Below are 23,182 nucleotides of genomic sequence, written 5' to 3'. Positions count from 1 at the left end.
TGAGGTAGATTATAGAAAGGGACTTTTTTATATGAAAAATACTTATTTGACAGGATATTTTCCGCTGATTGCGATCCTGCTTTTTAGTTCGTCCTTATCCATCTCAACTTCACTTTATGCGTTGAAGATGCTGTCTTCATTTGGAATGTACGATGGAATGCTCGATTATTTTTCAGAGAAAGGGATCAGGCTTGCGTTATTTGCTGCCTTTGCACTTTTATATTTTATGGTTCTGTCCGCTCTGAAATTGATAGCAAATACCGTGACTGAGCTGTCATTGCTGTTTTTTGCTAATGATCCGGAAGGGAACAACCTGAAAAAGCTCAGAATGGGTTCCATGATTTATTTGGGCGGCGGGATTTTATCCTTTGTGCTCTTGCAAAACGTCATATGGATTGTGATCTGGTTTGCGGTCGTCACACTGGCTTACTTTGTGTTTACTGTATACCGGATTTATTCGACGCTTTCTCTCATGTCATTAATCGGATTTATTCTATTGGAACTGCTGTTTTGGTTTACCTTTGTTATCGGTATTCTGTTCATATTTATCAAGCTTTATAATAGCATAATGGCTAGCTTACCTGTGTAAGCTAGCCATTTTTGCGTATCGGCAAACTCTTGCATTCGCGGTCAGACTTACGCTTCGGTACTCTATACGCAATGAAACGGCGTCTGGAATCCGCAATCATCACATCCTGTGAAAATCTGCTCCGATCTCGCTGATAAGATGACAAAAACCTAAAACGAACCGTTTTAGGTTTTTGTCGACAATCTGTGATGGCTAGCTTCCTAGCCATTTTTTTATTTACGGTAAAAATCTTTTTTTAATAGAAGGGGAGGGGAGCATACATTCATTTTTTTTGCCAAACCACTTATAGCGGTTTTTGGCAATGAAAGAATAGACCATATCTCTGACAGGCTTCGGCACGGCGAAAAACAGGACGAAGAGCCGCCATGTGCCCCGCAGATGCCTGAAAACCTTAATGGCTGCAGTTGATTTTGTGTACACTTGGCCATCTTCAATAAAGACAAAGCTGTCAAACCGATCAGTCGGAAGCCCGCTTTTTTTCAGCAGGTTTTGTCCTGTTTCCGACTGCAGCGATGTGAAAGAAATCAATCCGTCCGGATCACGTTTAATGATAAATTGCACGGCGCCATTGCATAAATTGCAGACGCCGTCAAACAGCAAAACGCGATTTGGAATTTGTTCTGAAGTCACCCGAGATCCCCTCCGATCCTTTAATATGCCGCTTGCAGCGTTCCTTTCCAGATGGAAAGCTGAGGGCTGATGCTGTGAAGATATTCAACGCTGGTCGGTGTATCCTTTCCGACCCAAACCCCCATTGTATACGTATCTGTCAGGCCGACAAACCACATATCGTGATAATCATTTGACGTACCGGTTTTACCGCCGATGTAAGGCGCATTGAAATATGCTTTTTTCCCTGTTCCGCTTTTCACAACGGAAGACATCAGTTTTTTCAGCTGCATGTTCGTGCGTACGCTGAATATTTGAGTCGCTTTATCATTCCATTTATAAAGCGTTTTTCCTTTAAGGTCTGTCACCTTTGTAATCGCATGGCTCGGCGTATAGCTTCCGCTGTTGCCAAATGTCGTATAAGCCTTTGTCATCTCAAGAGGCGTCATGCCGTTTGTAAATCCGCCAAGCGCCGCCGGAAGAAGATAGTCGCTGTTGACAAGTTTGGCAAAATGATACGGCTCAATATAACTGAATGCCTTTTGGATGCCGACGCGGTCGAGCATTCTAATGGCCGGTGTATTATAAGAATTTTTAAACGCCGTATCAAGCGTTACTGTGCCGTACGTGCGGTTATTGTAGTTTTGCGGACAGTAATCTTTGCTGCAAAACTTGCTGGCATCAATGGTGCTGCTTGCTGTCGCTCCGGTCTGTTCAATATAAGGGCCGTAATCAAGAAGCGGCTTAATGGATGAACCCGGCTGTCTGTATGCCTGGTAGGCACGGTTAAAATCATATTTTTGATAGTTTTTCCCGCCGGACAGAGCAATGATTTGATGCGTCTGGTGATTAATCACAGCCGCTCCGCCCTGCACGCCCGCATACGGGAGCTTAGAATTCATTTGTGCCACAACTTGATTTTGCATGTACGGATTAAGTGCAGTATAAATTTTCACGCCGTCTTTCATCAGAGTGCTGACTCTTGCGGACAGCTCATTCTCGATTTTTTCTTTTTGTTTTCCTGACGCTTTCTGAAGGCGTTTATCAAAGCCTTCTGATTCAGACACCAGCTGAGTGAATTCATCGTTAACGTAGGAAACGTAGTCAGGATATTTGTCTTCTCTTTTTTCAACATCCAGTTTGATTTTTTGTTTGACGGCTTTTTTCAGCTCTTTGTCTGTAATGACCCCGGCATCTTTTAGCCCTTTAAGCAAACGTTCTTGACGGCTTTTCGTGTAGTCAAAATGCTTGAGAGGATCATATAATGTAGGGTTATTAGGTATAGCACAGATAAAAGCCATTTCTCCCACTGTGAGAGATTTCAACGGTTTGCTGAAATAGAATTGAGCCGCTGAACCGACGCCGTAAACACCATTGTTGAAATAAATAGTATTTAAGTAAGCTTCAAGAATTTCATTTTTCGTGTACTTTTTCTCAAGCTGATAGGAATACGCGAGCTCTGTCAGCTTGCGGCTGAAGGAGCGTTCGTGGCTCAAATACAAGTTTCTTGAAAGCTGCTGTGTAATGGTGCTGGCACCCTGGTCAATTTTCTTGTCTTTTACGTTAGAAGCAGTTGCCCGCACCATTCCCATAAAGTCAAAGCCTTTATGCTCGTAAAAATGTTTGTCCTCAGATGTTAAGAAAATCTGTTTGACTTCCTCGGGAATCTTGTCAAATGGAACGAGCACGCGGTTTTCGTGGTCGCTGACGATTTCCGAGACAAGGGAGCCGTCCCTGTCATACATGTAGCTGTTCTGAACAAGGCTGATATCTTTCAGATTAATATTTTTATCAAGCACCTGATCCAGGGACTTCATTTGTTTGACTTCTTTTCCGGAAGCGATAACTGTAAATGCAAACAATGGGATTATGCAAAGGAGCAAAATCCATCCGATTATTTTTCGTAACATGGTCACTCTCTTTTCTCCTAAATTCTAGCCATATCGTACCATTCTTTTGAGATTACGAGAAGGTTAAATTTAGAAGATTCCTCAGTTTTTTATCGGAATCAGCTTGCTTTGGCATAGGAATCCTTCTGGAGTTTCGGCATGATCCAAAGCATACAGGCGCCGGCGAAAAAGAGAAACGCTGTGACATAAAAGGTGGCTGATATCGTAAAATGGCTCGATATGATTCCGCCGAGAAGAGGCCCGAGCACGTTTCCTAAAAAGCGAAAGCTGACATTGTAGCCGAGAACTTCTCCTTGAATGCTGCCGGGGGCCTGAACGCGGATCGCTGCCGTGATGCATGGCAGCAAACCGCCCATCGCCATTCCAAACAAAAATCTGAAAACAAGGAGAACGCTGAGTGAGGACGCGAGCGCCTGCGGAATAAAAAAGAAAGAAGCGGCAAGCAAGAGTCCGATTAAAATGCGGCGGTGGCCGTAGCGGTCGCCAAGATCACCCCATTTTCTAGCCAGAAGCAAACTTCCGAGTCCCGTTGCTGAAAATGCCATGCCGGAGAAAAAGGCAAGATTGACAGGCCCGTGCAGCTCATTTACATATAAAGCGAGCAGCGGCTGGATACTGAAATTGCCAGTTTGGATCAGCATGGTTAACAGCATCATGACCCACAGCGCCGGCTGGTGAAAAATATAGGAGAGCACTTCTTTTCTCGAGTAAGACGTACGTTTGGCTGTTTTCTCTGCAAGAGGTTTTTCTTTGACGCCAAATAATACGAGAAGAACAGATGAGAAAATCACAAAGGATGTGATAAAAAAGGTATACGTAAAGCCGAAACGATCAGCAAGCATGCCTCCCAAAAGCGGGCCGAACAAGCTTCCGGACACTTGCCCCATTTGCAGCGTGCCAAGTGTTTTGCCGGCTGAGCTCTTCGGAGTCTGTGCCGAAATCATCGCAAGAGATGTCGGGATGAATCCGGTTACAAGACCCATTGCCATACGCAGAAAAAACAATTGGTACACCGATGTAACAAAGCCCATTAAGAAAATGCTGAGGGCAATGCCTGTTCCGGTTGCCATAAGGATTTTCTTGTATCCGCGTTTGTCTCCGAACCGTCCCCAAAACGGGGATACCAAAAACGCCATGAGAAATGTAATGCCGAACACATAGCCGCTCCATCTTTGCACAAAGCCGTTTGAAAAAGAGCTGAGCGACTCAATGTATAAGGAGAGAAAAGGAACGATCATCGTAGTGCTAGCGGAAACAAAAAAGTTCGCCAGCCACACAATGACAAAGTTTTTCTTACGGGTAGAAATAACATCACCTTCTTATTATTTCGGGTTCCTTACTAATTATAAAGAAACGATTCATATTTTAAAAGAAACAAAGCGGCTGGGAAAATTCATTATTTTTAGAAAATGAAGAAATGTCGAGAAGGGGAATTGATATACTATAAAGATAGCATTTTCTGATCGGAGGAAAGGCAGGTGTAAAAAGGTGACGACAAACAGCTTACTCATTATTGACTTCGAATTTACAATGCCCGACGGAAAGTACAGTCCGCAAAACTTCTTCCCGGAAATCATTGAAGCCGGAATTGTAAAGTCGATTGATGATGAAGTAGTTGAGACGTTTTCTAGCTATGTGAGACCGAAAAAGTTCCCGAAGCTTACGAAACGCTGCAAGACATTTTTAAAAATCACCCAAAAACAGGTAGACGAAGGAATAAGATTCGAGGATCTCATCCGTAAACTAAACGAGCTTGATCCTGAGAAAAACAGCACAATTATTACGTGGGGAAACATGGATATGAAAGTGCTGAAGCAAAACTGTATGTTTAACCATATCCCATTCCCGTTTAAGGGAGAAATGAGAGATTTATCGCTTGAATACAAAAACTTTTTTGGAGACCGAACATTGACGGGTTTATGGAAAGCTGCTGAAGAGTATGGAGATTCCGGAACCGGCACCCATCATAAAGCGCTTGATGATGCTCTCACAGCATATAAACTTTTTAAGCTTGTTGAGCAGGATAAGCAGTATCTCGAAAAGCCAAAACCGCCCACAATTGGCGAAAGAATCGATTTAACCGAACTGTTCAAGCGCGCGACGTAAAAAACCCAATCTTTTGTCAGACTGGGTTATGGCCGATTGAAATATTCTTTTTCTAAAGTGTCCAGATTATGTAGGGAGCGCTTTGCCCACTCCGAACCATCCTCATTCAATTTGGCTCTCAGCTGTGCTGTCGCCTCCCGCAGAGATTTTGTATAATCCGGCACTTCACCATCATATGGCTTCACCATATGGTGGGGGATATTGGTCTGTTCACCATTTGCGAGCGCTTTTCTCTCATGAAAAAACGGCACATCCGCCTGTTTTGGATGATGAAGGTCTCCTTGGGCGGGGTGGGTAAGAACCGCTTTTACTTTCACTAAATAATGCTGCGGCCTGCAAGCCGTAATTTCTCCTATGTATACACCTGTTTTGTAAAATCCTTTAACAATAGAGCCTGTCTCAAACGTGCTCATCTGTCATCACCTCGCATTTATTCTATTAAAGTTCCAAGCGATTTGCTAGTGAGGAAGATCAGCGGGAAGCTTAATTGTCACCGTAGTGCCTTTTTGAAAGCTGCTGTTAAATGAAATGGTCCCGTGATGATGTTCAATAATGGAAAAGGTTACGGTAAGGCCGAGTCCCGTTCCGTTTGTTTTTAAGGAATAATAAGGTTCGCCGAGTTTTTGCATTTGATGGTCTGTCATCCCGACCCCATTATCTGTGATGTTAATCATGATCGTATGGCCGTTTCTTTTGGCCGATATGCGGATCATCCCCTTCCCGTGAGGAACCGCTTCAATACTGTTTTTCATCAGGTTGATGACAGCTTGCTTTAGCTTTGTTGCGTCCCCGTATATCAAAAGGTCCGGTTCTGTTTCAGCCTCGACGGTTACTGACTTGTAATTGGCATACGACACCATAAGGTTGCTTGTCTCTTTAATAAGGGCAGATAAATCAAAAACCTCTTTTTCATATAATTGCTGTTTCGCCATATCGAGATAGTTTGTGATAATGCCTTGTGCCCGGTCAAGCTCTGACAGTACAAGCTGTTTGTAATCCGCACTCGACTTGTTTTGCAGGGTTTCGTCATTAAAAAGCAGCTGGATAAACCCGCGGACAACTGTCAAAGGATTCCTGACCTCATGAGCGACGCTCGCTGCCAGTTCGCTCACAATCGTCATTTTTTCAGAATGGATAAGCTGTGAGCGCAAGGCGATATTTTCGGCGATGCTTTCGATAATATAGATGCTTAATAGAAGAACACTGGAGCGGAAAAGCCCTGAGACTACCGCCTCGTAAACGAAAATTCCTGATTTTTGAAAATTTAAAATATTTAAGGCGGAAAGAATCCAGCTGGAGGCGAAAAATAGGAAAATCTCCAAGCAGCTGATCAATAAAGACAGCAGTAGTTTTTTCGCTTTGGACATAAATGGCCATTTTTTCTGAAATAGGATTGGGATAATGATAAGAAAAGGCAGCAAAGTGAAAACAAATATTGCGGAAGGTTCGTAAAAAAGCAGTTCAAAACATAGGACAGATGCGGCGACTGTGAGTCCGGAAGCGGTGCTAATGTAAAATAAACAAATGATAACGGGAATCATCTGAAGGCCGTATTGTATGTAGTCCATTTCATGAATCGGGAAAAGAATGCATAAAACGGAGGCGCCGCAGGCGAAGAGCGTGACCAAACCGCTGTTTATTTTTGGCACAAGAATCGCAGGTTTTCCAAGCCAAAACACTTGGTAAAGAAGAATAGGAAACAAAATAAAGCAGATATGCAGGAGATAGTCTTTTAGAATTTCCATTCGTGTGAAATCCTTTCGTATAAAATATGAATCTATTATAACACTAAATATTAGAAGTAAAATATAAAATTCCTTTATTAAGAACGCCTTTACGAATGAAGACGTAAAGGCGTTTCAGAGCTATATTTATGATAATGCGGTTTTGATGCGGCGCAGGCCGTCCTGCAGGGTTGCGAGAGAACATCCCGCGTTTAGGCGCATAAATCCTTCTCCGCCAGGCCCGTATTTCGTCCCGGGCTCTAGAATAACCTTTCCCTTTTTTAGCATTCTTTGCTGAAGGTCTGTGTCGGACAAGCCGTAAGCGCTAAAGTCGAGCCAGATCAGGTATGATGCATCCGGTTTCATCATTTTGACCTTCGGCATCTCGGAGCTCAAAAAGGCTTCCGCTTCGGTCATGTTTTTCTCAAGGTAAGAGATCAATTCATCAAGCCACGGCCCGCCTTTTGAGTATGCGGCTTCGATTGCAGTGACGGCAAACGCGTTTAATCCGCCTAAACCATTGCGCTGCAGGCTTGCAGAAAACTTGGCGCGCTTCAGGCGATCGGGAATCATGATTGCCGAAGCCTGCAATCCGGCGATATTGAATGTTTTGCTTGGCGCAACACATGTCACGGAAAGATCAGCGAAATCGTCAGAGAGCGAAGCAAACGGCGTGTGTTTGTGTCCGTACAGCATTAAATCGGAATGGATTTCATCGGATACAACTGTGACGCCATGCTTAAGACACAATTCGCCCAGCTTCAGCAAATCTTCACGGCCCCATGAACGACCTGAAGGGTTATGAGGATTGCATAAAATAAACAATGTAACGCTTGGGTCACTAAGCTTCGTTTCCAAATCGTCAAAATCCATTGCATATGAGCCGTCTTTTTCTAGCAAAGGATTATGTAAAATGTGCCGGCCGTTTTTCTCAACCATATGGTAAAAAGGCGTATAAACTGGAGGCTGTACAACGACTTGATCGCCAGGCTCCGTGAAAGCTTGTACCGCCATGCTCAAAGCCGTTACAATGCCCGGGCTGAATGTGATGCTTTCCGGATTCACCTTCCAGCCGTGCCTGTTTTGCATCCATGCGCACACCGCATCCTTCGTTTTTTGATCCGGAGCTGTATAACCGAAAATTCCGTGTTCAAGGCGCTCTTTTAATGCTTCAGTTATCGCTTCCGGCGCGCGAAAATCCATATCCGCCACCCACATCGGGAGTGCGTCTGTCACGCCGAATAATTCGCCTGTTTTGTCCCATTTGACCGATTGGGTGCCAAGGCGTTCTTCTCGTTTATCAAAGTTCATTCTGTTACCTCCTCATGTATGTTTATTTTTCTAAGCTTCACTATGATAAGATAGAACTGCAAATTTTATTATAAGCGGTGATGAATATGGAAGAAAGTCAAGCGGTGGGGGAAATGATCAAGATCATTGCCAAATGGGACCCGTTTAAATATGGTGAAGAGTTTTACGAAACGGAGGCAGTTGATGTCGTGCAGGCGGTCTATGATGAAGACGACCCCGCCCTGCTGGCGAAACGCATTCAGCATATATTTGAAACTTCTTTTGAACAAACGCTGCCGATCGACAGCTGCCGGGAAGTGGCTGGCCAGCTTTTATACATTAAAAACAGCAGCTCCTGCACACTTTAAAAAACCGGTTCAGCACCGGTTTTTTTCTATTTGATAAAATCAGCAATGTGTTCGGAAACAAGCTCAGGCCGTTCTTCAGGCACCAGATGTCCGGTTTGGCTAAATGAGTATAGCACGGAATTAGGCAAATCCGCGTGCAGCCGTTTACCGATCTCCATTGGGACAATTCGATCCTCCTCGCCCCAAATCAATAATGCAGGCTTGTTCATTCTCTTCAATTGTTCGGGTTCTAAATCTCCTTCTCTGTGGCGGATAAACCTTGTCATGGCTTTGAAAATCTGCTCGTCCTGAAACGGTCTGCCATAGCCGTCAATCATCTCCTCATCAATCAGCGATTTGTCATGCACAACATTTAATAAATTTTTCATCACGCCTTCTTTCGAGAGCCAGCGCTTGATATATAGATGAAAATACGGAATATGGGTCCCGAAAATGATCGTTGGATGTGAGCGTTTTAAATATCCTGAACTGCAAAGCAGCACAACCTTTGAAAAAAGCTCCGGCTTTTGGAGAGCAGCAGACAATGATATTTGTCCGCCCATAGAATGTCCGATAAGCACAGCTTGTTTCACTTGCAAGTGCTCCAAAATCCCAATGACAAGCTTTGCGAGGTTTTGATAGGTATAGATAAACGTTCTTGATTTTTCAGATTGGCCGAAAGGAGGCAAATCAAGCGCGATGATATCGTACTTGTCCCGAAGGAGAGGGATTACTTTTCTGAAGCTGAAAGCAGACGATAAAAAACCGTGTACGCAGACCAGCGTTTGCCTGCCAGGATTTTGATAATGTTCGTAGTATACATTGACTCCATCGACCGTAAACCGCCTTATTGGTGAAACCGCCTCCATTCTGTGTCACTCCCTTTTTTTGATGTTTGTATTGTGCCCTGAAATTGTCAATTCTAGAGGAAGTTTCTCCTCGTTTTTTCTTAGCATTCGTCAAAAAACGTGATATAATGTCATGAGATTTCTTGACATTGCAAAGGTGTGAATCAAATGAAGTTGACAGAAAAAGAAACAGAAATATTAGAAATTTTAGACGAAAACAGCCGCGCCGATTTAGAAACCATTGCGAAGATGGCGGGCATCCCTGTAAATGAAGTAAAAACGATTATTGACAAACTGGAGAAAGAAAAGGTTATTATCGATTATTCCGCTATGATTGACTGGCGAAAAGTAGACGGACATGAGGGCGTAACGGCCATGATTGACGTCAAAGTAACGCCGAAGCGGGGAGTCGGTTTTGATGAAGTGGCGGAACGTATTTACCGATTCCAAGAGGTTGAATCAGTTTACCTGATGTCAGGCGTGTACGATTTGTCTGTCGTGATTCGCGGCAATTCGATGTCTGACGTAGCGCGTTTTGTTTCAGATAAACTGTCAACGCTTGATTCCGTTGTATCTACGACAACCCATTTTATCCTGAAAAAATACAAGCATGACGGCAAAGTGTTTGAAACAGGAGACGACGACAAAAGAATCGTGGTGTCCCCGTAAATGACTTCGTATTTATCAGACTATGTACAACAAATAAAACCATCAGGCATCCGCAAATTCTTTGATTTGGCGGCAACGATGGAAGGCGTCATTTCTTTAGGTGTCGGAGAGCCTGATTTTGTTACCGCGTGGAATGTCCGTGAAGCAAGCATTCTCTCTCTTGAACAAGGATATACGTCATACACGGCCAATGCCGGTTTATACTCATTGCGAGAGGAAATCAGCCGTTATTTGAGCAACAGGTTTGACCTTAGCTACTCGCCAGATAATGAGCTGATTGTGACAGTAGGGGCAAGTCAGGCTTTGGATATTGCGATCCGTGCCCTTGTGAATCCAGGTGAGGAAGTCATCATACCTGAGCCATGTTTTGTGGCGTACGATGCGCTTGTTTCTTTGGCAGGCGGTATCCCGGTTCATGTTCATACAACAGCAGACAAAGGGTTTAAAGCAACGGCCGCTGATTTTGAAGCGGCAGTCACTGAAAAAACAAAGGCCATTCTCATCTGCTCACCATCGAATCCGACAGGTTCGGTTTATTCGAAGGAAGAGCTGAATGCGATTGCTGAGTTTGCCAAAAAACATGATGTCATTGTCTTAGCCGACGAGATCTACGCGGAGCTGACATATGATGAGGAATTTACAAGTATAGCGGCATTACCGGGAATGAAGGAACGGACGGTAGTCATTTCAGGCTTTTCAAAAGCATTTGCGATGACGGGCTGGAGGCTTGGTTTTGCTGCAGCACCATCCATGCTTCGGGATGCAATGCTTAAAATTCATCAATATGCGATGATGTGCGCGCCCGCAATGGCGCAGTTTGCCGCCCTTGAAGGCCTGAAGAACGGCATGGAAGACGTAGAAAAAATGAAAAAAAGCTATCGAAGAAGACGGAATCTGTTTGTAGAATCTCTCAATGAAATTGGTCTCAGCTGCCATCACCCGGGCGGCGCTTTCTATGCTTTTCCATCCATTAAAAGCACGGGAATGAGCTCAGAACAGTTTGCAGAAGAGCTTCTGACGCAGGAAAAAGTGGCAGTTGTTCCGGGAAGCGTGTTTGGCCCGAGCGGTGAAGGATATATCCGCTGTTCATACGCAACCTCGATTGAACAGCTTCAAGAAGCGTTAGTCAGAATGAAACGCTTCCTCCACAAAACAACATAAAAACAACATAAAAAAAGATACGAACCTTTTGTTCGCATCCAATAAAAGGGGGGAATACTAGAAAGCCTTTGGTATTTTCAGTTTACCCCCTTTTTGCAGTGCGCAAACCTGATTTTTTATAAAAAAGATTTCTTTGCGAAAATAAGACATGTGTGATATAATTTTAAATTGCGTATAAACAGATATTTAATTTAACTTAGGAGTTGTTATGAATGGCAGCAAAATTTGAAGTGGGCAGTGTTTACACTGGTAAAGTTACAGGATTACAAGCGTATGGTGCGTTTGTTGCATTAGATGAAGAAACTCAAGGTTTAGTACACATTTCTGAAGTGACTCACGGTTTCGTAAAAGATATCAACGAGCACCTTTCAGTTGGCGACGAAGTACAAGTAAAAGTACTTGCTGTTGATGAAGAAAAAGGCAAAATCAGCCTTTCAATTCGTGCGACACAAGCTGCGCCTGAGAAAAAAGAAAGCAAACCAAGAAAACCTAAAGCTGCGCAAGTAAGCGAAGAAGCTTCTACACCACAAGGTTTCAACACATTAAAAGATAAGCTTGAAGAGTGGATCGAAATGTCCAACCGCAAAGACCTTATCAAAAAATAAGTATGAAAAAAGCACCGGACAGGAATGTTCGGTGCTTTTGCTTTCATGCAAAATCCTATTTCAGCGTATTGATATCCTATCGCATTTCAGGATTTGCTGCTTCTTCACGTGATCTTTCCTCGTTTGGCTTAAATAGCAGACCGAGGTTGATTAAGCCGGCGATTCCGACAAGTCCGTAAATGATTCGGGAAAGGGCTGACCCTTGGCCGCCGAAAATAGCCGCTACTAAGTCAAATTGGAAAAATCCGATCAGTCCCCAGTTAATAGCGCCAATGATGGTTAATACAAGACAAATTCTCTGAATGGTACTCATGTTTTGCAACCTCCTCCATGAATTATTAAAACAGTTATAGATTGTGACATATTGGAGAATCTATACATGCATTCTCCATATGAGGGGAAACTGGCCTGCCCTCGCTTATATCAGCTTCTTTCCCAGCGTCTTGCAAGATAAAACCATCAGATATGCTGGGCGGTGAGAGCTGATTGCTTTACATGTGGTGAGGACATTCTGCATAATAAAAAATCTAAGGAGGAGATGTCATGCAAAACTTTACATACTGGAATCCGACCAAATTAATTTTCGGGCGCGGCGAAGTGGAAAGACTTCCGGAGGAACTCAAACCTTACGGGAAAAACGTATTGCTTGTGTACGGAGGCGGCAGCATTAAACGCAGCGGCCTGTATGATCAAGTGATCGAACAGCTGAATAAAGCCGGAGCGACCGTGCATGAACTAGCAGGTGTGGAACCGAATCCGCGTGTGTCGACTGTTAATAAGGGTGTTGCCATCTGTAAAGAACACAACATTGATTTCTTACTGGCTGTCGGAGGCGGAAGCGTCATCGACTGTACAAAAGCGATTGCCGCAGGAGCAAAGTATGATGGTGATGCGTGGGATATCGTCACGAAAAAACATCAGCCAAAAGATGCTTTGCCATTCGGAACGGTATTGACTCTCGCTGCGACTGGTTCTGAAATGAACTCAGGCTCTGTTATTACAAACTGGGAAACAAAAGAAAAATACGGCTGGGGAAGCCCGCTCGTATTCCCTAAATTCTCGATTCTTGATCCGGTGAATACATTCACTGTACCTAAAAACCACACGATCTACGGGATGGTTGACATGATGAGCCATGTATTCGAACAATACTTCCATCATGTATCAAACACGCCGTATCAAGACCGCATGTGTGAATCACTTCTTCGTACAGTGATTGAAACAGCGCCTAAGCTGATCAATGACCTCGAAAATTACGAATTGCGTGAGACGATTCTGTACACAGGAACAATCGCATTAAACGGCATGCTTTCTATGGGTGCAAGAGGGGATTGGGCTACTCATAATATTGAACATGCAGTATCAGCCGTTTATGATATTCCGCATGCCGGGGGACTGGCAATTCTGTTCCCGAACTGGATGAGACACACATTGTCTGAAAACCCTGCCCGCATGAAACAGCTTGCAGTTCGTGTGTTTGGTGTTGAAGAAGCAGGTAAAACAGATGAAGAAATCGCACGTGAAGGTATCGATAAACTGTCTGCGTTCTGGACAAGCCTTGGCGCTCCGAACCGTCTTGCTGATTATGATATTAATGATGAGCAGCTTGACACAATCGCTGACAAGGCAATGGCTAACGGTACATTCGGCCAATTTAAATCACTCAACAAAGAAGATGTGCTGTCAATTCTGAAGGCATCTCTATAAAAAAAGGGGAAATAGCCGTTTGGCTGCTTCCCTTTTTCTTTTTGTCAAACTTATGTTACAATGGGAAATCTGTTTTTTAAGCCAGCATTATTGGAGGTTTTACTATGGAAAATTTCACTTATTATAATCCGACAAAGCTGATTTTTGGAAAAGGTCAGCTTGAACAGTTAAGAAAAGAATTAAAACGATACGGCAAAAATGTCCTGCTTGTTTATGGGGGTGGCAGCATTAAGCGCAACGGCCTTTATGATCAAGTCACAGGCATTTTAAAAGAAGAGGGCGCTGTTGTTCATGAGCTGTCAGGTGTTGAGCCGAACCCGCGACTTGCGACAGTGGAAAAAGGCATAGGCCTTTGCAGAGAACATAGCATTGATTTTCTGCTTGCTGTCGGCGGAGGCAGTGTCATTGACTGTACAAAAGCAATTGCAGCGGGCGTCAAATATGACGGTGACGCTTGGGATATTTTCAGCAAAAAAGTAACAGCGGAGGATGCACTGCCATTTGGCACTGTTTTAACGCTTGCTGCAACAGGCTCTGAAATGAACCCTGACTCCGTGATTACAAACTGGGAAACAAACGAGAAATATGTGTGGGGCAGCAATGTGACTCATCCGCGTTTCTCAATTTTAGATCCTGAAAATACGTTCACGGTTCCTGAAAATCAAACAGTATACGGCATGGTTGACATGATGAGCCATGTATTCGAACAATACTTCCACAATGTTGAAAACACGCCGCTTCAGGATAGAATGTGCTTTGCTGTTTTGCAGACGGTCATCGAAACAGCTCCTAAGCTTCTTGAAGATCTGGAAAACTACGAGCTTCGTGAAACGATTTTGTATGCTGGTACAATCGCTTTAAACGGCACGCTCCAAATGGGCTACTTTGGTGACTGGGCTTCTCATACAATGGAACACGCCGTTTCAGCTGTGTATGATATTCCGCATGCGGGCGGTTTGGCGATACTGTTCCCGAACTGGATGAGATATACACTTGATACAAACGTAGGCCGCTTCAAAAACCTCATGCTCAACATGTTTGACATTGATACGGAAGGCAAAACAGATAAAGAAATTGCGCTTGAAGGAATCGATAAACTGTCTGCTTTCTGGACAAGCCTTGGCGCGCCTTCCCGTCTTGCTGATTACAATATCGGAGAAGAAAAGCTTGAGCTGATTGCTGATATCGCAGCCAAGGAAATGGAACACGGCGGCTTCGGCAACTTCCAAAAACTGAACAAAGATGACGTGCTTGCCATCCTTCGCGCGTCTCTATAACCCCAAAGGGCGGAATCCAGTCATTCCGCCTTTCTTCTTGACTTGATTTCACAGATAAGTTCATATAAAGTGAAAGATGAAAACATTATACCGTTATGGAGGGACAAGCAATGACGCATGTACGCTTTGACTACTCAAAAGCGTTGACTTTCTTCAACGAACATGAACTTACATACCTGCGGGACTTTGTAAAAACTGCACACCATAATATCCATGAAAAAACAGGCGCGGGCAGCGATTTTCTAGGCTGGGTGGACCTCCCTGAACATTATGATAAAGAAGAATTCGGGCGCATTAAAAAAAGCGCGGAAAAAATCAAATCTGACTCTGATGTATTGCTTGTTGTCGGCATCGGCGGTTCTTACCTTGGGGCGCGGGCAGCGATTGAAGCCCTGAATCACGCGTTTTATAACACTTTGCCAAAAGCAAAACGCGGCAATCCGCAAGTCATTTTTATCGGAAACAACATTAGTTCATCTTATATGAGAGACGTCATGGATCTTCTTGAAGATGTTGACTTCTCTATTAATGTCATTTCTAAATCAGGTACGACAACTGAACCTGCAATCGCTTTCCGTATTTTCCGCAAGCTTCTTGAAGAGAAATACGGTAAAGAAGAAGCGAAAGCGCGGATTTATGCAACAACTGATAAAGAGCGCGGCGCATTAAAAACGCTTTCTAACGAAGAAGGCTTCGAATCATTCGTTATCCCTGACGATGTCGGCGGCCGTTACTCAGTCTTAACAGCTGTAGGCCTCTTGCCGATTGCTGTCAGCGGCGTCAACATTGACGACATGATGAAAGGCGCCTTGGATGCGAGCAAAGATTTTGCAACATCTGAACTGGAAGATAACCCTGCATACCAATATGCGGTTGTTCGCAATGTCCTTTATAACAAGGGCAAAACGATCGAAATGCTCATCAACTACGAACCAGCGCTTCAATATTTTGCGGAATGGTGGAAGCAGCTGTTCGGAGAAAGTGAAGGGAAAGATGAGAAGGGCATTTATCCTTCTTCAGCCAACTATTCAACAGACCTTCATTCTTTAGGCCAGTATGTACAAGAAGGCCGCAGAGATTTATTCGAAACGGTGCTGAACGTAGAGAAACCTAAACATGAACTGACAATCGAGGAAGCGGATAACGATCTTGACGGCTTGAACTATTTAGCCGGTAAAACGGTTGATTTCGTTAACAAGAAAGCATTCCAAGGCACAATGCTTGCCCATACTGACGGAAATGTTCCGAACTTAATCGTTAACATTCCTGAGCTGAATGCATATACTTTTGGATACCTTGTATATTTCTTCGAAAAAGCCTGCGCGATGAGCGGGTATCTCCTTGGCGTCAATCCGTTTGACCAGCCTGGTGTAGAAGCGTACAAAGTCAATATGTTTGCATTGCTTGGCAAACCTGGCTTTGAAGAGAAAAAAGCAGAGCTTGAAAAACGTCTGGAAGATTAATGTGAGAAAGCTGACTGGCAATTGCCGGTCGGCTTTTTATAAAATCAGAAAGGTGCTGATGTTCATGAAACAAGTGGTTAAACATCTCATCATTGCCGGCTTTTCTGCAGCTCTTTTAAGTATCCTTATCTCCTTTGATGCTGTGTATACAGATGTTTCTTCAAGCTTTGGCGGCACGCTGTCACATTTTTTCATCCACGCCTTTCTTCTCATTGGTTTGCCGCTTGCGCTTTTTACCGATGCGGTACATCGGATTTTGCATTTGAAACGAACCCATACTCTTTTCACTAAATTAGGACTCTATGCAACGGTTGTTTATGTGTCTTGGGATTCAGCTGCAGGGCTTGCTGCGGCAATGGCTGTTTACTTCTTAATTGAATGCGCTTTCTTTTTTGTTGGACGCGCGAAAGAAACAACGATTTCCATGTAGGTGCCTCTGAATGAAGTCTTGTTCGGCAGGACAGGATAAGTGAAAAAGGGGCATTTTGATGATACCGATACCTTCAGCGATAGATGGGCAGTCTTTTCAGCTTCAAGAACTGGAACAAGTGATGAAGCCGCTCGGTTATGTGATAAACGGCGGCTGGGAATACGATCATGGCTACTTTGATTATAAGATTGATGATAGAGACGGCTATTTATTTTTGAGAATTCCTGTCAATGCGGTACAGGGCAGTCTCGATGAACGCGGGGCGGCCGTCCGGATCGGAACGCCGTTTATGCTGAGACAGGTGTTTCAGACGGATGTTGATGATCAAGCCGAGGGAGGGCCTTTCCAATCACTGTTTAATCAATTTTCCGAACCGGAAAGGCGGGACGCGGAAATTGATCCGGCATTTTTGGATATCGGCGCCTCTCTCGTAAAAGAATTGGAGGATGTTCTGCTGCATTAGATGGCAAGGAATTGGTCTGTTTCGAGTACCGTGTATGTAAGAGGAGGGGAAATCATCGGCCCCTCCTCTTTTTGTACACCTATAATTGTTTTGTTATGATCCAGGAAATAGAGAACGCAGGTTTTGTAAGCCGCTCCCTTTAGTTCGTCAGGAACAGCAAGAAGCTCTACATGCTGGTCAAGTGGCAGCTTAATTCCGTTCTGCTGTTTCGACGGCCGTAATTTGACTTGGTAATGCTGCAGCATCGCCCGGCTGATAAATTCTGACGTTCCGATGATTTGGTTTGCGCCTGCCCGCTCCGCATTGGTGACAAAACGGTCAGTCAAAATCTCGACGATGCAGTAAGCAAGGGGATTAAGCCCTTTCACAGATAAAAGAGTCAGCACTGACAGCATATCTGCTTCAGTTTCACTTTTATACTGGTCGGCTGTAATCATCACTGATTCCGCTTCGGTAATATTGGCCCGTTTCAGTGTCTCATCATCGGCAGCGTGCCCGCGTATGAAGTGGACGTTTTCGATCAGCGGGCCTTCTGTTAAAGATTCATCGATTAGCACGACTGTTTTGGAAGGGGCCGCAAGCTGAAGGTCCTTCAAAAGCCGGTTTGTTTTTTCATTCCACCCGATCAGAATGATATGGTCCCGGCCTTTGTAAGCAACTTTTCCTTCGATATAGCGGTGCTGTCTGCTGAATGCGGCCGCTGATAACGTTGCGAAATATGCAGTGACAAAGCTTGCGCCGCTCAAAATCAGCAGAATTCCAGCTGCCTGACCCAGCGGCGTGTGCGGCACATAGTCTCCATAACCGACTGTCGAAACCGTAACGACAGCCCACCAAATGCCTTCAAATACCGAAGTAAACTGCTTCGGCTCAAGTATATAAATGATTTGGCCGAACAAAAGAATCAGACATAAAATAATAACCCCGATTCGGATAAATAACGGCCATCTAAGCCATGAAATAAATATCCGATTTGATTTCATTCTTTTTCTCCTTCTTCAGATACTGAAATGGATAAAATTTGTTTAATGATTGTATTTAATTTCTCATTTAGCTTTTCCTGGCCGTACATATCTCGGGCCTGCTTCATTAACTCGGCTGTATCGTCATCAAGCTGAATAAGCGGCTCATCAATTTCTGATTCATTATAAAGCTGAATAAACGCGTCCAATCCTTCATTCATCCGGTCGATTGCTGTGCTCAGCTGTTCCTTTTCCTCACTCGTCACTTTCATAGCTTCCATCACACCCGTGCTTTTTTCTAACAGTATGTCCCACTTACGATGATGTTTTTCAAAAAATGAACAAAACATATAAAAACGGATTTCTCCATAAACTAAAACAAAAAGGATGAAAAAGATGACGATCTTTCAAAGAACGATCGTGGTTTTGATCGGTACGCAGCTTGCGGCATCCGCGGTGATTTTGTTTATTTTCGATTTAAACTCATATAATCACTTTTCCGGCAGCTTCTCCTGGCTTCATTTTCTGAAAGAACTGGCCGGCAGTTTCGCCTTGTATTTGTTTTCAGCAGGTCTGTTCTTTTTGCTGATTGGATTGTGTGCTCCGAGCCGGAAGAAAAAGCGCATTTCTGTACACGGGAAAGAAAACTCATTAAAATAATCGTAATAGAGAAATGATCATGGAAAAAGGATGATGAAAAATGCTGTTTATATTTTTAACAATAGCCGCATTGGGATTGTCGTTTTGGGCACAATTTAAAGTGAAGAGCAACTTTGAAAAATATTCAAAAGTGGAAGCCTCAAGCGGACGTACAGGGGCAGAAACAGCAAGACGGATTTTAGATATAAACGGTCTTTACGACGTGCCGGTCGAACCGGTAAGAGGCACTTTAACAGACCATTACGACCCGACAAGACGGGTGGTGCGTTTATCTGAGCCGGTCTATTACGGCCGCTCAATTTCCGCCATATCCGTAGCTTCCCATGAAGTCGGACATGCCTTGCAGCATCAGGAGTCATATGGTGCGCTTGTGATAAGACATAAAATCTTCCCAGTCGTGAATTTTGCATCCGGTGTAGCCCCTTTGCTTTTCTTAGGAGGCATGCTTCTCGGAAGCCTGAATTTGATCGGGCTTGGCATCATATTATTTTCAGCGGCTGTCTTTTTCCAGCTGATTACATTGCCTGTCGAATTCAATGCAAGCTCACGCGCGAAGCAGATTATTGTGTCAGAAGGATTCATCCGAAACAATGAAGAAAATGGGGTAAATAAAGTGCTGAGCGCTGCTGCCTTAACGTATGTGGCCGCGGCCCTGGTTTCCCTGTTTGAACTTCTTCGTTTTGTGATGATCTTCTTAAACGGTCGTGATGAGAATTAACGTTAAGGAGGTGGCCCCTTACCATTTATGGTAAGGGCTTTTTTTGCTTATTTTACAATTGATCGCCATTTTTGTTTTGATTGGCATTACGGCTGTTTTCGTTGCAGCGGAATTTGCGATCGTCAAAATCAGAGGTTCAAAAATCAATCAGCTCATCGAAAGCGGTGACAGCCGGGCGCTGGCCGCACATAAAATCATCTCCAATCTTGACGAGTATTTATCAGCCTGCCAGCTCGGGATTACGATTACAGCACTCGGCCTTGGATGGCTAGGTGAACCTACATTTGAACGTTTTCTTCATCCCTTATTTACAATGACAGGCATGCCGGAACCGTTTAATCACATTGTCACATTTGTAGTTGCATTTATTATCGTCACTTTTTTGCATGTGGTGATGGGGGAGCTTGCCCCGAAAACGGTTTCTATTCAAAAAGCTGAAGCTGTAAGCTTATGGATTGCAAAGCCGCTCATCTGGTTTTATAAAATCACGTACCCGTTTATTAAGGCATTAAACGGCTCTGCAAGCTTTCTTGTGAAGTTGTTTGGCTTTCATTCAGTAAAGGAGCATGAGGTTGTCATCAGCGAAGAGGAACTAAGGCTGATTCTTTCAGAAAGCTATGAAAAGGGAGAAATCAATCAGTCTGAATTCCGCTATGTAAATAAAATTTTTGAATTCGACAACCGGGTAGCGAGAGAGATTATGATTCCGCGGACAGAAATCGCCGTCATCTCTCTTGAGCAGTCGCTTGAAGAGGCGATTCATCACATTATTAATGAACGATATACACGCTACCCTGTCATCAAAGATGACAAGGATCATATTTTAGGGATCATCAACAGCAAAGATATGTTTAAAGCTTATTTTCTCGGTCAGCCGATAAAGCTGGAGCAAATCATGAGGCCCGTTATCAGGGTCATTGAAAGCATTCCTGTTCAGCAGCTGTTAATCCGCATGCAGAAGGAGCGGATTCACATGGCGATTCTCGTAGATGAATATGGGGGAACGGCGGGGCTTGTCACTGTCGAGGATATTATCGAGGAAATCGTCGGGGAAATTCGCGATGAGTATGATCAGGATGAAACACCGCACATCCTGAAAAAGGGCGAGCATCATTATGTGATGGATGGAAAGGCGTTAATAGACGAAGTAAATGACCTGCTCGACATTGCGATTGAAAATGAAGAGATTGATACGATTGCAGGCTGGCTCTTAACGCAAAAAATGGAGCTGAAAGCAGGAGACGTCATACACGCGGAAGGCTGTGAATTTACAATCCTCGACGCCGAAGATCATCACATCCGTTTTGTCGAGATAAAAAAAACCGATTTTTGATAAAAAACAGCCGGGAACGAACGGCTGTTTTTTGTGTGATCAAGTCATTTCTTAAAAAGCAATGCTGTGAAGCCTTTTTTCTACATAGGATATATAAGACCGGTACACTGGGAAGGAGTGGCTGTATGAAAAAGGCTTGGTGGAAGGAAGCGGTTGTTTACCAAATTTACCCCCGCAGTTTTAAAGATTCAAATGGCGACGGAATCGGGGATATTCAAGGAATCAGATCTAAACTTTCTTACATAAAAGAGCTGGGCGCTGACGTCCTTTGGATTTGCCCGCTGTATGATTCACCGAATGCCGATAATGGCTATGATATTAGGGATTATCAAAACATATTAAACGATTTTGGCACCATGACAGATTTTGACGAGCTTCTTGGTGACATTCATGATCTGGGCATGAAGCTGATTATGGATCTCGTTGTGAACCATACAAGCGACGAACATCCATGGTTCATAGAATCCCGTTCATCTATACACTCGGAAAAGCGCGACTGGTATATTTGGAAAGACGGCAAAAACGGAAAAGCACCGAACAATTGGGAAAGCATTTTCGGCGGGCCGGCTTGGGAGTATGATCAAAAGACAGGCCAGTACTATCTTCACCTTTTTGATAAAAAACAGCCTGATTTGAATTGGGAAAATGAAAAGGTGAGGAATGCCGTTTATGACATGATCAATTGGTGGCTTGATAAAGGAATTGACGGATTTCGGGTGGATGCCATTACGCATATTAAGAAAAAAGAAGGGCTTCCCAACATGCCGAATCCAAAGGGACTGGACTATGTTCCTTCCTTTCCTTATCATATGAATGCTGACGGCATTATGGATTTGTTAACAGAGCTGAAGGAAAACACATTTTCCCGCTATCCGATTATGACGGTCGGCGAGGCAAACGGCGTCTCTGCAAAGGAAGCTGCTGATTGGGCTGGAGAAAAAAACGGCATATTCAACATGATTTTTCAATTTGAGCATCTTGGCCTGTGGGATGTAGAGATCGATGAAAGCATTGATATTGCCTCATTTAAACGAATTTTAACTGACTGGCAGGACAGTCTTGAAGGAATTGGCTGGAATGCTTTGTTTATGGAGAATCACGACCAGCCCCGTTCAGTTTCTGTCTGGGGAGACGACGGAGTGTACCTGAAAGAAAGTGCAAAAGCGCTGGCTGCTGTTTACTTTCTTATGAAAGGCACGCCGTTTATTTATCAAGGACAGGAACTCGGAATGACGAACGTGGCATTTCCGTCTATTGAGGACTATGATGATGTCGCAATGAAACGCCTCTATGAAACAAAAATAGCGAAAGGCGCATCACACGAGGACGCGATGAAGGTTGTCTGGAAAAAGGGAAGAGACAATTCACGAACACCTATGCAATGGAACGCAGATCCATACGCCGGATTTTCTGAGGCCAAGCCGTGGATCGGAGTCAATGAGAATTACAAATGGCTGAATGCTGAGGCGCAAAAAAACGATAATACATCCGTTTACCATTTTTACAAAAGCTTGATCAAGCTGCGCCAAACATATGATGTTTTTATCAACGGGACATACGAGCTCATTTTACCGGAAGATCAGCAAATCTTTGCATATCTTCGAAATAACGAGAGCCATACTGCACTGATTGCAGCCAACCTGACAAGAACACCGGCGTTATTCAAGCACTCTGGATTGCCATTGTCATCAGATGCCCTTGCCTTGTCAAATATTGAAACAGAGCCGCACAAGCATATGACATCAATACTCTTAAAGCCGTATGAGGCAAGAATATATCTATGGCGCTAAACTCCAGCCTTAGACTGGAGTTTTTTGTTTTATCAGGTTTATGAGAGCGGTTTAACAGGAAAAAAAGAACACAGAACGAATTAAGCAAATAGAGCGGACAAACGAAAGGAGAAACAAATGCTGAAAACACTGCAAATCAAGACTTCCAAACGAGATGAAATGATTGATATCACCCGTGAGGTGGATGCGTTTCTTCAAGAAACAGGTGTAACGAGCGGCGCAGCGCTGATTTACTGTCCACATACGACGGCGGGCATTACAATTAATGAAAATGCCGACCCGGACGTCAAAAAAGATATGCTCAGAAGGTTTGATGAGGTATATCCGTGGGAACATGAGCTGGACCGCCACATGGAGGGCAATACAGCTGCACACATGAAGTCGAGTACGGTCGGCGCTTCACAGCATGTCATTGTGGAAAACGGCCGGCTCATTCTTGGAACGTGGCAGGGCATTTATTTCTGCGAATTTGACGGCCCTCGCACCCGGACATGTTATATCAAAATCATGGGGTAGCAGGT

General features: G+C 43.9%; 27 protein-coding genes and 1 pseudogene. 18 read left to right on the top strand and 10 right to left on the bottom strand.

The window, feature by feature from the left end:
• Positions 1-31: 31 nt before the first annotated feature.
• Positions 32-589 (top strand): YufK family protein, encoded by a 558-nt coding sequence (locus tag BFW96_RS18320; RefSeq protein ID WP_014665176.1) that lies wholly within the window; start codon positions 32-34, stop codon positions 587-589.
• 216 nt (positions 590-805) lie between these two features.
• On the opposite strand, the gene BFW96_RS18315 is transcribed toward BFW96_RS18320, so the two are convergent.
• The 3 genes from BFW96_RS18315 to BFW96_RS18305 form a co-directional block, all read right to left on the bottom strand.
• Entirely contained in the window at positions 806-1,219 is a 414-nt protein-coding gene (locus BFW96_RS18315; RefSeq protein ID WP_069840234.1) for a thiol-disulfide oxidoreductase DCC family protein, read from the bottom strand.
• Positions 1,220-1,239: 20 nt separating this feature from the next.
• Positions 1,240-3,114 carry a transglycosylase domain-containing protein gene (locus BFW96_RS18310; RefSeq protein ID WP_080478269.1) on the bottom strand — a complete coding sequence of 625 codons (1,875 nt, stop codon included), beginning with the start codon at positions 3,112-3,114 and terminating at the stop codon, positions 1,240-1,242.
• 92 nt (positions 3,115-3,206) lie between these two features.
• Positions 3,207-4,415, bottom strand: coding sequence for a multidrug efflux MFS transporter (locus BFW96_RS18305; protein ID WP_080488053.1), 1,209 nt, complete (start codon positions 4,413-4,415; stop codon positions 3,207-3,209).
• On the opposite strand from BFW96_RS18305, the gene BFW96_RS21980 reads away from it, so the two are divergent.
• Positions 4,318-4,521: a hypothetical protein gene (locus tag BFW96_RS21980; protein ID WP_069840233.1), complete on the top strand. Its 204-nt coding sequence runs from the start codon at positions 4,318-4,320 to the stop codon at positions 4,519-4,521. The two genes, BFW96_RS18305 and BFW96_RS21980, sit on opposite strands and share 98 nt — an antisense overlap.
• Positions 4,522-4,596: 75 nt before the next feature.
• Positions 4,597-5,214: a 3'-5' exonuclease KapD gene (gene kapD, locus BFW96_RS18295; protein ID WP_014665171.1), complete on the top strand. Its 618-nt coding sequence runs from the start codon at positions 4,597-4,599 to the stop codon at positions 5,212-5,214.
• A gap of 26 nt (positions 5,215-5,240) precedes the next feature.
• Here kapD and kapB read toward each other — a convergent pair whose 3' ends face one another.
• The 3 genes from kapB to patB form a co-directional block, all read right to left on the bottom strand.
• Entirely contained in the window at positions 5,241-5,627 is a 387-nt protein-coding gene (kapB, locus tag BFW96_RS18290) for a kinase-associated lipoprotein KapB (protein WP_069840232.1), read from the bottom strand.
• Between the two features lie 45 nt (positions 5,628-5,672).
• A complete protein-coding gene (gene kinB / locus BFW96_RS18285; RefSeq protein WP_069840231.1) occupies positions 5,673-6,959 on the bottom strand; it encodes a sporulation sensor histidine kinase KinB in 1,287 nt (428 codons plus the stop codon).
• Positions 6,960-7,085: 126 nt separating this feature from the next.
• Positions 7,086-8,249: a cystathionine beta-lyase PatB gene (gene patB / locus BFW96_RS18280; RefSeq protein WP_069840230.1), complete on the bottom strand. Its 1,164-nt coding sequence runs from the start codon at positions 8,247-8,249 to the stop codon at positions 7,086-7,088.
• 86 nt (positions 8,250-8,335) lie between these two features.
• Here patB and BFW96_RS18275 point away from each other — a divergent pair, with 86 nt between their 5' ends.
• A complete protein-coding gene (locus BFW96_RS18275; RefSeq protein ID WP_014665167.1) occupies positions 8,336-8,596 on the top strand; it encodes a YugE family protein in 261 nt (86 codons plus the stop codon).
• A 26-nt stretch (positions 8,597-8,622) separates the two neighbouring features.
• Here BFW96_RS18275 and BFW96_RS18270 read toward each other — a convergent pair whose 3' ends face one another.
• On the bottom strand, positions 8,623-9,444 hold the full coding sequence (locus BFW96_RS18270; RefSeq protein WP_040081982.1) for an alpha/beta fold hydrolase: 822 nt from the start codon (positions 9,442-9,444) through the stop codon (positions 8,623-8,625).
• 147 nt (positions 9,445-9,591) lie between these two features.
• Here BFW96_RS18270 and BFW96_RS18265 point away from each other — a divergent pair, with 147 nt between their 5' ends.
• From BFW96_RS18265 to yugI, 3 genes are all read left to right on the top strand, one after another.
• Positions 9,592-10,092 (top strand): Lrp/AsnC family transcriptional regulator, encoded by a 501-nt coding sequence (locus BFW96_RS18265; RefSeq protein WP_009968070.1) that lies wholly within the window; start codon positions 9,592-9,594, stop codon positions 10,090-10,092.
• On the top strand, positions 10,093-11,253 hold the full coding sequence (locus BFW96_RS18260; protein WP_014665165.1) for an aminotransferase: 1,161 nt from the start codon (positions 10,093-10,095) through the stop codon (positions 11,251-11,253).
• Positions 11,254-11,465: 212 nt separating this feature from the next.
• A complete protein-coding gene (yugI, locus tag BFW96_RS18255; protein ID WP_003228864.1) occupies positions 11,466-11,858 on the top strand; it encodes a S1 domain-containing post-transcriptional regulator GSP13 in 393 nt (130 codons plus the stop codon).
• Positions 11,859-11,934: 76 nt separating this feature from the next.
• Here yugI and BFW96_RS18250 read toward each other — a convergent pair whose 3' ends face one another.
• Complete coding sequence (locus BFW96_RS18250) at positions 11,935-12,171, bottom strand: DUF378 domain-containing protein (RefSeq protein ID WP_003220771.1); 237 nt, start codon at positions 12,169-12,171, stop codon at positions 11,935-11,937.
• Positions 12,172-12,401: 230 nt separating this feature from the next.
• On the opposite strand from BFW96_RS18250, the gene BFW96_RS18245 reads away from it, so the two are divergent.
• From BFW96_RS18245 to BFW96_RS18225, 5 genes are all read left to right on the top strand, one after another.
• Complete coding sequence (locus BFW96_RS18245) at positions 12,402-13,565, top strand: iron-containing alcohol dehydrogenase (protein WP_014665164.1); 1,164 nt, start codon at positions 12,402-12,404, stop codon at positions 13,563-13,565.
• Between the two features lie 104 nt (positions 13,566-13,669).
• Positions 13,670-14,842, top strand: a complete 1,173-nt coding sequence (locus tag BFW96_RS18240) for an iron-containing alcohol dehydrogenase (RefSeq protein ID WP_014665163.1) — start codon at positions 13,670-13,672, stop codon at positions 14,840-14,842.
• A 110-nt stretch (positions 14,843-14,952) separates the two neighbouring features.
• Entirely contained in the window at positions 14,953-16,305 is a 1,353-nt protein-coding gene (locus BFW96_RS18235) for a glucose-6-phosphate isomerase (RefSeq protein WP_069840229.1), read from the top strand.
• A gap of 58 nt (positions 16,306-16,363) precedes the next feature.
• Positions 16,364-16,735 (top strand): hypothetical protein, encoded by a 372-nt coding sequence (locus BFW96_RS18230; protein WP_014665161.1) that lies wholly within the window; start codon positions 16,364-16,366, stop codon positions 16,733-16,735.
• A 58-nt stretch (positions 16,736-16,793) separates the two neighbouring features.
• Entirely contained in the window at positions 16,794-17,198 is a 405-nt protein-coding gene (locus BFW96_RS18225; protein ID WP_069840227.1) for a YugN-like family protein, read from the top strand.
• Here the strand turns inward: BFW96_RS18225 and kbfO are convergent.
• Both kbfO and mstX read right to left on the bottom strand, forming a co-directional pair.
• Entirely contained in the window at positions 17,195-18,181 is a 987-nt protein-coding gene (gene kbfO / locus BFW96_RS18220; protein WP_040081990.1) for a potassium channel protein KbfO, read from the bottom strand. The genes BFW96_RS18225 and kbfO overlap by 4 nt on opposite strands.
• Complete coding sequence (mstX, locus tag BFW96_RS18215) at positions 18,178-18,510, bottom strand: biofilm formation protein MstX (RefSeq protein ID WP_014665158.1); 333 nt, start codon at positions 18,508-18,510, stop codon at positions 18,178-18,180. Before mstX ends, kbfO begins: the two co-directional genes overlap by 4 nt.
• Before the next feature lie 46 nt (positions 18,511-18,556).
• On the opposite strand from mstX, the gene BFW96_RS18210 reads away from it, so the two are divergent.
• The 6 genes and pseudogenes from BFW96_RS18210 (at position 18,557) to BFW96_RS18190 (ending at position 23,177) form a co-directional block, all read left to right on the top strand.
• On the top strand, positions 18,557-18,820 hold the full coding sequence (locus BFW96_RS18210) for a YuzI family membrane protein (RefSeq protein WP_014665157.1): 264 nt from the start codon (positions 18,557-18,559) through the stop codon (positions 18,818-18,820).
• 40 nt (positions 18,821-18,860) lie between these two features.
• Positions 18,861-19,538 (top strand): zinc metallopeptidase, encoded by a 678-nt coding sequence (locus BFW96_RS18205; RefSeq protein ID WP_014477803.1) that lies wholly within the window; start codon positions 18,861-18,863, stop codon positions 19,536-19,538.
• A gap of 43 nt (positions 19,539-19,581) precedes the next feature.
• The gene (locus BFW96_RS18200) at positions 19,582-20,871 is read left to right on the top strand and encodes a hemolysin family protein (RefSeq protein ID WP_069840226.1); all 1,290 of its coding nucleotides are present in this window, start codon (positions 19,582-19,584) and stop codon (positions 20,869-20,871) included.
• Positions 20,872-20,996: 125 nt separating this feature from the next.
• Complete coding sequence (locus BFW96_RS18195; protein ID WP_069840225.1) at positions 20,997-22,661, top strand: glycoside hydrolase family 13 protein; 1,665 nt, start codon at positions 20,997-20,999, stop codon at positions 22,659-22,661.
• Between the two features lie 24 nt (positions 22,662-22,685).
• Positions 22,686-22,819, top strand: a pseudogene (locus BFW96_RS21595) (hypothetical protein).
• Positions 22,779-23,177 (top strand): secondary thiamine-phosphate synthase enzyme YjbQ, encoded by a 399-nt coding sequence (locus tag BFW96_RS18190; RefSeq protein ID WP_014665154.1) that lies wholly within the window; start codon positions 22,779-22,781, stop codon positions 23,175-23,177. Before BFW96_RS21595 ends, BFW96_RS18190 begins: the two are co-directional and overlap by 41 nt.
• Positions 23,178-23,182 lie beyond the last annotated feature (5 nt).

This window comes from Bacillus sp. F56 (assembly GCF_001748205.1).
Taxonomy (GTDB): Bacteria; Bacillota; Bacilli; order Bacillales; family Bacillaceae; genus Bacillus; species Bacillus stercoris.
The sequence above is the reverse complement of the archived record's forward strand: the minus strand, read 5'-3'. Positions and strand labels throughout refer to the sequence as shown.

Bases quoted from the DNA above. Each gene is read 5' to 3' on its own strand.
- BFW96_RS18320 (WP_014665176.1), top strand. From the start codon at position 32: ATGAAAAATACTTATTTGACAGGATATTTTCCGCTGATTGCGATCCTG.
- BFW96_RS21980 (WP_069840233.1), top strand. From the start codon at position 4,318: ATGTATAAGGAGAGAAAAGGAACGATCATCGTAGTGCTAGCGGAAACA.
- kapB (WP_069840232.1), bottom strand. From the start codon at position 5,627: ATGAGCACGTTTGAGACAGGCTCTATTGTTAAAGGATTTTACAAAACA.
- kinB (WP_069840231.1), bottom strand. From the start codon at position 6,959: ATGGAAATTCTAAAAGACTATCTCCTGCATATCTGCTTTATTTTGTTT.
- patB (WP_069840230.1), bottom strand. From the start codon at position 8,249: ATGAACTTTGATAAACGAGAAGAACGCCTTGGCACCCAATCGGTCAAA.
- BFW96_RS18275 (WP_014665167.1), top strand. From the start codon at position 8,336: ATGGAAGAAAGTCAAGCGGTGGGGGAAATGATCAAGATCATTGCCAAA.
- BFW96_RS18270 (WP_040081982.1), bottom strand. From the start codon at position 9,444: ATGGAGGCGGTTTCACCAATAAGGCGGTTTACGGTCGATGGAGTCAAT.
- BFW96_RS18265 (WP_009968070.1), top strand. From the start codon at position 9,592: ATGAAGTTGACAGAAAAAGAAACAGAAATATTAGAAATTTTAGACGAA.
- BFW96_RS18260 (WP_014665165.1), top strand. From the start codon at position 10,093: ATGACTTCGTATTTATCAGACTATGTACAACAAATAAAACCATCAGGC.
- yugI (WP_003228864.1), top strand. From the start codon at position 11,466: ATGGCAGCAAAATTTGAAGTGGGCAGTGTTTACACTGGTAAAGTTACA.
- BFW96_RS18250 (WP_003220771.1), bottom strand. From the start codon at position 12,171: ATGAGTACCATTCAGAGAATTTGTCTTGTATTAACCATCATTGGCGCT.
- BFW96_RS18245 (WP_014665164.1), top strand. From the start codon at position 12,402: ATGCAAAACTTTACATACTGGAATCCGACCAAATTAATTTTCGGGCGC.
- BFW96_RS18240 (WP_014665163.1), top strand. From the start codon at position 13,670: ATGGAAAATTTCACTTATTATAATCCGACAAAGCTGATTTTTGGAAAA.
- BFW96_RS18235 (WP_069840229.1), top strand. From the start codon at position 14,953: ATGACGCATGTACGCTTTGACTACTCAAAAGCGTTGACTTTCTTCAAC.
- BFW96_RS18230 (WP_014665161.1), top strand. From the start codon at position 16,364: ATGTTCATGAAACAAGTGGTTAAACATCTCATCATTGCCGGCTTTTCT.
- BFW96_RS18225 (WP_069840227.1), top strand. From the start codon at position 16,794: ATGATACCGATACCTTCAGCGATAGATGGGCAGTCTTTTCAGCTTCAA.
- kbfO (WP_040081990.1), bottom strand. From the start codon at position 18,181: ATGAAATCAAATCGGATATTTATTTCATGGCTTAGATGGCCGTTATTT.
- mstX (WP_014665158.1), bottom strand. From the start codon at position 18,510: ATGTTTTGTTCATTTTTTGAAAAACATCATCGTAAGTGGGACATACTG.
- BFW96_RS18210 (WP_014665157.1), top strand. From the start codon at position 18,557: ATGACGATCTTTCAAAGAACGATCGTGGTTTTGATCGGTACGCAGCTT.
- BFW96_RS18205 (WP_014477803.1), top strand. From the start codon at position 18,861: ATGCTGTTTATATTTTTAACAATAGCCGCATTGGGATTGTCGTTTTGG.
- BFW96_RS18195 (WP_069840225.1), top strand. From the start codon at position 20,997: ATGAAAAAGGCTTGGTGGAAGGAAGCGGTTGTTTACCAAATTTACCCC.
- BFW96_RS18190 (WP_014665154.1), top strand. From the start codon at position 22,779: ATGCTGAAAACACTGCAAATCAAGACTTCCAAACGAGATGAAATGATT.